The following is a 6,917-nucleotide window of genomic DNA, read 5'->3' on the forward strand; positions in this document are numbered from 1 at the left end:
GCCATGCTCGCGGGACGGCTTGGACTGGAAAAGGCGCGTGTTCCCCATGCCGACCGCCACGGCGTGGTCTGGCTGGAACGCGGGCGGCTGGAGGTGGAAGCGGGCTGCCTTCGCTTTGTCACCGCCGGCGGGGGTGACTTGGCGGCGGGCGACTATCAGGTTCCCCATCAAACGATTTCGATCGTCCTTTTGGGCCCGGGATCAAGCGTGACCCACGATGCGCTTCGCCTGCTGGCCCGCCACGGCTGCGCCCTGGCCGCGATTGGCGAGGGGGCCGTGCGCTTCTACACCGCGCCCCCCTGATGCCCGATACCTCCGCCGTGGCCCGGTCCCAGGTGACGCTGTGGGCCGATCCGGAACGCCGCATGGCGGTGGCACGCGCCATGTACGCGATCCGCTTCGGCGAAATCGTCCGCACGCGCGATATCGAGGTGTTGCGGGGGCAGGAAGGTGCCCGCATCAAGCGCAGTTACCAACTGGCCGCCGAGCGCTTCAACATCCCCTGGCGGGGGCGGGACTACGACCGCGCCGACCCCGAGGCGGCCGACCTCGCCAATCAGGCGATCAACCACGCCGCCGTCGCCATGACGGCCGCCGCCTCGGTCGCCGTGGCGGCGGTGGGGGCGATCCCCCAGCTTGGCTTTGTTCACGAGGATTCCGGCCAATCCTTTGTTCTTGATATCGCCGACCTCAACCGTCACGACGTGATGCTGGACATCGCCTTTGGCGCCGCGCAAGAAGCAATCAAAAACTCCGAATCGATCGAACGACTGACAAGACGCCGGGCGGCGCGGATTTTTCGCCAACAGGCCGTTATCCCAACCATGATCGACCGGATCAAAGGCCTGCTTGATCCGAACGGCCCGGACGAGGAAAACCTGTGATGCCGATGGTTGTCGTGATCACCCGGGACGTCGAAACTCGTTATCGTGGCTTCCTGGGATCGATGATGTTGGAACTGGCGCCTGGTGTCTATTCCCATCCTCGGATGAACGCCGGGGTGCGGGCTCGCGTGTGGGCTGTTCTCGCGGACTGGCATGCCCGGCTACGCCAGGGCAGTATCGTCATGACCTGGGCCGACACGGCGGCAAACGGCGGCCTGGGCCTCGCCACGCTGGGAGAGCCTCCCAAGGACATTGTCGCCCACGACGGGATGCTCCTGGTCCGCCGCCCCCTCCCTCAAAAGGGAGAAAAAACCGACGACATTCCGTTTGCTGTTTGAAATCGTGAACAATCCTATAAAGTTACAAGGCAGAGGTTCCCCCGCAAGCGCGGGGATAGACCCCTCATATCATTATGCGTCGGGGGCATGTGGGGGGTTCCCCCGCAAGCGCGGGGATAGACCCCAAAGACGAAACACACCCGATTGTGTCAACCGGGTTCCCCCGCAAGCGCGGGGATAGACCCCCTCCCCCCGCTGATCCGATCCCTCTCAGCACGGTTCCCCCGCAAGCGCGGGGATAGACCCGGGAATGATACCTGGACTCAAACCCAGCTTTTGGTTCCCCCGCAAGCGCGGGGATAGACCCTTGCAGGGAGCTTACTTGCGGGGAGCTGACTTGGTTCCCCCGCAAGCGCGGGGATAGACCCTCACCCGAATCCACCGATCGGCCGTGTACCCAGGTTCCCCCGCAAGCGCGGGGATAGACCCGGTCAGAACCCGTATAGCGGAGACCTGTACGAGGTTCCCCCGCAAGCGCGGGGATAGACCCGGCCACGTCGGGCAGCGCCTGGCCCCCCAGCGGGTTCCCCCGCAAGCGCGGGGATAGACCCGCCCTGGTGTGGTCTTGCCGGGTCCGGGAGATGGTTCCCCCGCAAGCGCGGGGATAGACCTTTAGTACGCGCGCGCGTCATCACCGCTCCCCCGGTTCCCCCGCAAGCGCGGGGATAGACCCGAGCATGCGGGCTTTCAGGCCAGCAAGTTGTAGGTTCCCCCGCAAGCGCGGGGATAGACCCGATATGACCATACCTGTGTCCACACGGATCCCGGTTCCCCCGCAAGCGCGGGGATAGACCCTCAAGACGTGCATTATTGGGGATAACCTCGTGAGGTTCCCCCGCAAGCGCGGGGATAGACCCCCGAGGGCCAGGCGCTCGTCAAGCGCCTTGGGGGTTCCCCCGCAAGCGCGGGGATAGACCCCTTGATGGCTACTTTGAACGCTCCTCCGACGGGGTTCCCCCGCAAGCGCGGGGATAGACCCTTGGTTGACATCTCCTCGGGGAGGGTGCGCCTAGTTCCCCCGCAAGCGCGGGGATAGACCCTCCTCGCCGTCGGCCGGGCCTGGGCGCGGGCCGGTTCCCCCGCAAGCGCGGGGATAGACCCTGCCGAGGAAAAATGCCGCAGCGATCAGCCCCGGTTCCCCCGCAAGCGCGGGGATAGACCCAGGTCGATGCAAGACAGGCCGGAAGCGTCACGGGTTCCCCCGCAAGCGCGGGGATAGACCGCCGCCGGGCGCGGGCCGGGATGGGCCTGCTGGGAACCGGAAAAGAGAACGAAAAGGGGTGAAGCCGTCCAGGTTTGGAAAATTGTCTAAAGGGCTTTGGAAAAAAGGACACGCACAGTGACCCAACCGCGCCCTAACCCTTTGAAAAAACTGGTGCCGGATGCAGGAATCGAACCCGCGACCTTCTGATTACAAATAAGGAAAAACGGGCTGAAACGGGGTGACGCGAAATGACAGGAGGTTTTGCGGACCCCGCCCAACGTCATTGAATGTCATATGGTTTCAGCATACCCTCTTATTATTCGATGACACCCGGTGACACCCGATCCCAGCTCACCGGGTCCGCACTGGGTCCGCACTTTGAACTGCGGACCCGGGCCGGGAGCGGGGAAGGAGCCTGTCCCATGAAGTTGACCGAAAAGAATATCGCCGGCCTCGTCTGCGAGCCAGGGCGCAAGGATCGGCTTTTTTTCGATGATGATTTACCGGGGCTTGGGGTTCGTGTCACCGCTGGCGGGTCAAAGACCTTCATCGTCCAATACAGCGCGGGGAATACCAAGCGACGGGTTCCCCTGGGCCGCTGGGGGGCCGTGGCACTGGCCGACGCAAGAAAGGCGGCACGGGCGATCCTGGGCGAGGTTGCGGGCGGCGGGGACCCGGCGGCGGAGCGGAGGGCGAAGCGGGAGGAGGAAGAGGCCAAGGCGGCGTCTGAACGGTACACGCTGGGCGTCCTGATTGAGGAGTGGGAGGCGCTGGCCCTGGCCGGGCGGTCCGAGTCCTACCGTGCGGAGGCACTGCGGGCGATCCGGGTTGCCTTTTCGGAGCACTTAAAAAAGCCAGCGGGTACTCTGACCCGCGCCGCCACCCTGAAGGTGCTGGACGGGCTGGCGAAGGAGGGCAAGGCCGCGATGGCCGGGCGGACCCTGGCCTATGGCCGGGCTTGCTACGGTTGGGCACTGAAGCGGGGCCGGGTCGCTGGCAATCCGTTCCAGGGGCTCCCCATTCCCACCACCACACCCTCGCGGGAGCGGGTTCTAACCGACGACGAGGTGGGGGCGATCTACGCCGGGGCCGGCACTCTCGGGTGGCCGTTTGGCCCCCTCCTGCGGGTCCTTCTGCTGACAGCACAACGCCGTTCCGAGGTGGCGGGAATGCGGTGGTCGGAGATCACCCCCGACCTTTCGACCTGGACCCTACCCGGGGAGCGGGCCAAGAACGGGCAGTCCCATGTCGTTCACTTGTCGGCCCCGGTCCGGGAAATCCTGGCCCAGGTGCCCCGCACAGCCGGACAGGACCTTGTCTGGTCCACGACGGGCACCACTCCCCCCTCGGGATTCAGCGCGGCAACCGTGCGCTTGCGCGCTGCCGGCGATGCCGAAAGGGCGGCGCGGGCCGAGGCGGCGGGCGAAGACCCGCCCGGGCCGATGCCCGAATGGCGCCTACACGATTTCCGGCGGGCTTGTGTGACCTGGCTGGCCGGGGCGGGATACAACCCTGCTGTCGCTGATAAACTCTTGAACCACGTAGCAACCACCGGCCTGTCGGACGTGGCGAGGGTGTACCAGCGCGGGCAGTTTCTTCCGGAGCGGAAGGCGGCGCTTGAGGCGTGGGGCGCCCATGTCCTCGCCGTGAGCAGCGGAAGGACCATTCCCGGGAACGTGGTGCCCCTTCGGGCGGAAGGGTGAGGCATGCCCTACAAGCCCACCGGGCGACCACCGGGGCGACCACGTGCCAAACGGGATGTTTCGTTCGGAGTCTGCCCAAGATTGACGAAAACCCAATGGGCAGCCCTGCGGGCCGAACTCCGGGGGGTGAGGGGTTGGGGACGGGATCCCTGGCCCTCTGAGGCCCCGGCGATGCGCATTGCCGAGGCGGTCGGGGTGTCGCGACAGATGGTCTATCTATGGAGGAGGGACACTCGCTATCGCCAGGGGTTATTCTGGCTGGCTGGGGAAAAAATTGCGGAAACCTTAATCGAAGACCAGAAGCGCAAGGATATTGCGCCCACATCAACGGAACAAAGGCGGGTTAACCTTGAGATTTACATCAGGGATCATTGGAGCGGCCCCGTTGAAAGCCCGCTGGATGGAGAGGTGTACGAAACAATAGAAGATTATATCGGGCACGTTCTTGATTTTGACCAAGAAAACCCGATCGCCCCCGCCCCACCCCCAAAAGGGAGGCGGTAAGGGGGCGTCGGGGTTTTGTTTTACAGTTTTGGTGCCCCCGGACGTGGTTCCGGGGGACAAACCCGAAAGGTACGGGTCATCATGTCGTCAGGAATTAACCGATGACATGAGGTAATTATGTCCTCCCTCCCCAATGAAATGATCACCACCGACCAGTTGGCCGCGCGTCTTGGTGTAACAACCAGAACTGTAATGCGGTGGCGTGTCGAGCGTTTCGGTCCTCCGTACCTTCGTCTCGGCCGTTCTATTCGGTATCGGCTGGACGATATCCTTCAATGGGAAAATAACCGCCGGTTTGAGTGTGTGGCGTCGGAACTTTCCAAGAAAAATTGATTGAAAATCTCCCTCGTGAGACGGGATTTCCCAATGAAGGACGCACCAAACCCAAGGTCAATCCCCTTTTTTAAGGGAGATGTGGCCGGGCCCATTGAATTTTCAAAAGTATTGCCCCTTGCCCTGATCCAGATCGCCCGCTCCGTCGTGACAAATCCCAACGCTGGATCGGGTGCCAGGACCAAGGCTCGGCGTCTTCTGATTGAAGTCGGGGAGGTCATGTCTGATGAATGACCTTCTTGAAGAGTTTGCCACCCTGGCCACCGCCACCACCCCCGACCACGATAGGGCCCTGACCCGTCGCGGTGTCCCGGAAACTTGGTTGAAGGCGCCATCGGCGCCGGCCCGGTATGGAGTGGGTCGCGGGGCCCTGACCAAGGAAGGGTGGGTTTTCGGCCCCGGCCACGCCCACGCCTTCTTGCCCGAACCCCCGTTGGCCGACATCGATTCCCCGGAATGGCCGACCCCGGAGTTGTTCGACCTGGTTGTTTTTCGCCCTGATCAGCCCGGGCGGTGGTGGAGCAAAAATGAGTCGGTCCTGTTGAATGGGTCGGAGGTCGAAAGGGCAACCTTCTTCGAGGACCCCCTGGTCATCCACCCCGACCCGTTGGAATGGATGAGGGCCGGCGGGCAAGGGGTGGTGATCTTGGATTGGGGGCGCTTCTTGCCCCTTCATGTGGGAGGGCCATCCCGCTTGGTCTGCACGACGCTCCCCCTGGCCGAACGCCTGGACCGGGCCTTACGTGCGCCCCCCCGACGCTTTCAAATCGAGGTCATCGAGGAAGGGGTTGCAGCATGACCAATTCCATTCCCCTTGATGAGGCTCGACGGCGCCGGGAATGGCAAGATACCCGGGTCCGCAGCGAACCCCGCCCGAAGGCCGCGCCCCGGGCTTGGGGTGGATTTCGCGACACCGGGAGATGGGTGGGGAAAGCCCCGCCATCCGTGGACTGGATCGTGACCGGCCTTATCCCCGCGCGGATGGTTACTCTCCTGGTTGCGAATGGTGGTGTGGGAAAAACAATGTTCGCCCAGCTTGCCACGACCTGTTGCGCCGTGGGTGCCCCCGTCGCGGGGCGGGCTACGGCCGGCGGGGCCGGGGCTGGGGTGTTCGGTGAAGATCCCGAGGGGATCCTTCATGCCCGGCAGGAGAGAATTTGCCGTCACCTGGGATGCGATATGGAAGATCTTGTCGGCCGGGTTTTCCCGATCAGCTTTGCGGGCCTGGACGCTGCCCTTTGGCGCGGAGGCAAAACCACGCCCTTGTTTGACAGCGTTGAAGAAGAGGCCAAAAGGATTGCCGACCTCCGTCTTCTGGTTATTGATAACGTGGCCCTTGTCTATGCCGACAACGAAAATGACCGGGTCCCCGTTTCTGGTTTCCTTAACGCTTTGAATGGCATGGCGGAGCGCCTGGGGTGCGCCATTCTGTTGTTAACCCATACCTCGAAGTCCAGTGAAGCCGGCACGTTCAAAGCCGCCTCCGGGTCAACGGCGTGGATCAACGGGGCCCGGTCGGTGCTCCAATTGAAGGTTGACGACGAGGACCCCGGGCGCGTCGAATTGAAGTTGGTCAAAAGCAACCACGCGAGGCCCGGGGATCAAATAGACCTCAGGTGGACCGACTGCGGGGTTTTGGATGTCGATCCGGACGCGGCCAATCAGGGGCTACTTGACCGCCTTGATCGGCAAACTCGCGCCAACAAGGCGAAAGATGCATTCCTTGCCGGGTTGGAGATTTTGGCCACCCAAGGTCGGAAGGTCTCGAACAGCCGACATGCCCCGAATTACGCCCCCAGAGAATTGCAATCCATCGGGGCATGCCGAGGGTTCATCTTGCGTGACCTTGAAGACGCAATGAGTGTGCTTTTCGAGGTCGGGGAAATTATTGTGGCAGAGGACGGCCCGCCCTCCCGCCGTCGCTCATTCATCGTCAGAAAGGGGCAGTGAC

8 protein-coding genes and 1 CRISPR repeat array are annotated in these 6,917 nt (G+C 63.4%); all 8 genes read left to right on the plus strand.

All coding sequences use genetic code 11. The features are described 5' to 3' along the window. Nucleotides 1–3 precede the first annotated feature (3 nt). The 8 genes from ROR02_RS17205 to ROR02_RS10780 all read left to right on the plus strand — a co-directional run bounded on the left by ROR02_RS17205 (nucleotide 4) and on the right by ROR02_RS10780 (nucleotide 6,916). A complete protein-coding gene (locus ROR02_RS17205) occupies nucleotides 4–303 on the plus strand; it encodes a CRISPR-associated endonuclease Cas1 (RefSeq protein ID WP_246135509.1) in 300 nt (99 codons plus the stop codon). Between the two features lie 32 nt (nucleotides 304–335). Continuing rightward, nucleotides 336–884 (plus strand): CRISPR-associated endonuclease Cas1, encoded by a 549-nt coding sequence (locus ROR02_RS17210; protein WP_246135510.1) that lies wholly within the window; start codon nucleotides 336–338, stop codon nucleotides 882–884. Continuing rightward, nucleotides 884–1,222: a type I-E CRISPR-associated endoribonuclease Cas2e gene (cas2e, locus tag ROR02_RS10760; RefSeq protein WP_147164028.1), complete on the plus strand. Its 339-nt coding sequence runs from the start codon at nucleotides 884–886 to the stop codon at nucleotides 1,220–1,222. Before ROR02_RS17210 ends, cas2e begins: the two co-directional genes overlap by 1 nt. 34 nt (nucleotides 1,223–1,256) lie before the next feature. After that, nucleotides 1,257–2,445: a CRISPR direct-repeat array (repeat unit 29 nt; unit sequence GGTTCCCCCGCAAGCGCGGGGATAGACCC). Nucleotides 2,446–2,848: 403 nt separating this feature from the next. Next, nucleotides 2,849–4,129: a tyrosine-type recombinase/integrase gene (locus tag ROR02_RS17440; protein WP_147164029.1), complete on the plus strand. Its 1,281-nt coding sequence runs from the start codon at nucleotides 2,849–2,851 to the stop codon at nucleotides 4,127–4,129. 171 nt (nucleotides 4,130–4,300) lie between these two features. Continuing rightward, entirely contained in the window at nucleotides 4,301–4,633 is a 333-nt protein-coding gene (locus ROR02_RS10770) for a hypothetical protein (protein WP_147164030.1), read from the plus strand. Nucleotides 4,634–4,771: 138 nt separating this feature from the next. After that, nucleotides 4,772–4,966, plus strand: a complete 195-nt coding sequence (locus tag ROR02_RS17585) for a helix-turn-helix transcriptional regulator (protein WP_147164031.1) — start codon at nucleotides 4,772–4,774, stop codon at nucleotides 4,964–4,966. Between the two features lie 226 nt (nucleotides 4,967–5,192). Further along, nucleotides 5,193–5,765 (plus strand): hypothetical protein, encoded by a 573-nt coding sequence (locus ROR02_RS16640; RefSeq protein ID WP_170245076.1) that lies wholly within the window; start codon nucleotides 5,193–5,195, stop codon nucleotides 5,763–5,765. Then, a complete protein-coding gene (locus tag ROR02_RS10780) occupies nucleotides 5,762–6,916 on the plus strand; it encodes an AAA family ATPase (protein ID WP_170245077.1) in 1,155 nt (384 codons plus the stop codon). The genes ROR02_RS16640 and ROR02_RS10780 overlap by 4 nt, the downstream gene beginning before the upstream one ends. Nucleotide 6,917: the final 1 nt, after the last annotated feature.

It is taken from the genome of Pararhodospirillum oryzae, from assembly GCF_007992075.1.
Classification (GTDB): domain Bacteria; phylum Pseudomonadota; class Alphaproteobacteria; order Rhodospirillales; family Rhodospirillaceae; genus Pararhodospirillum; species Pararhodospirillum oryzae.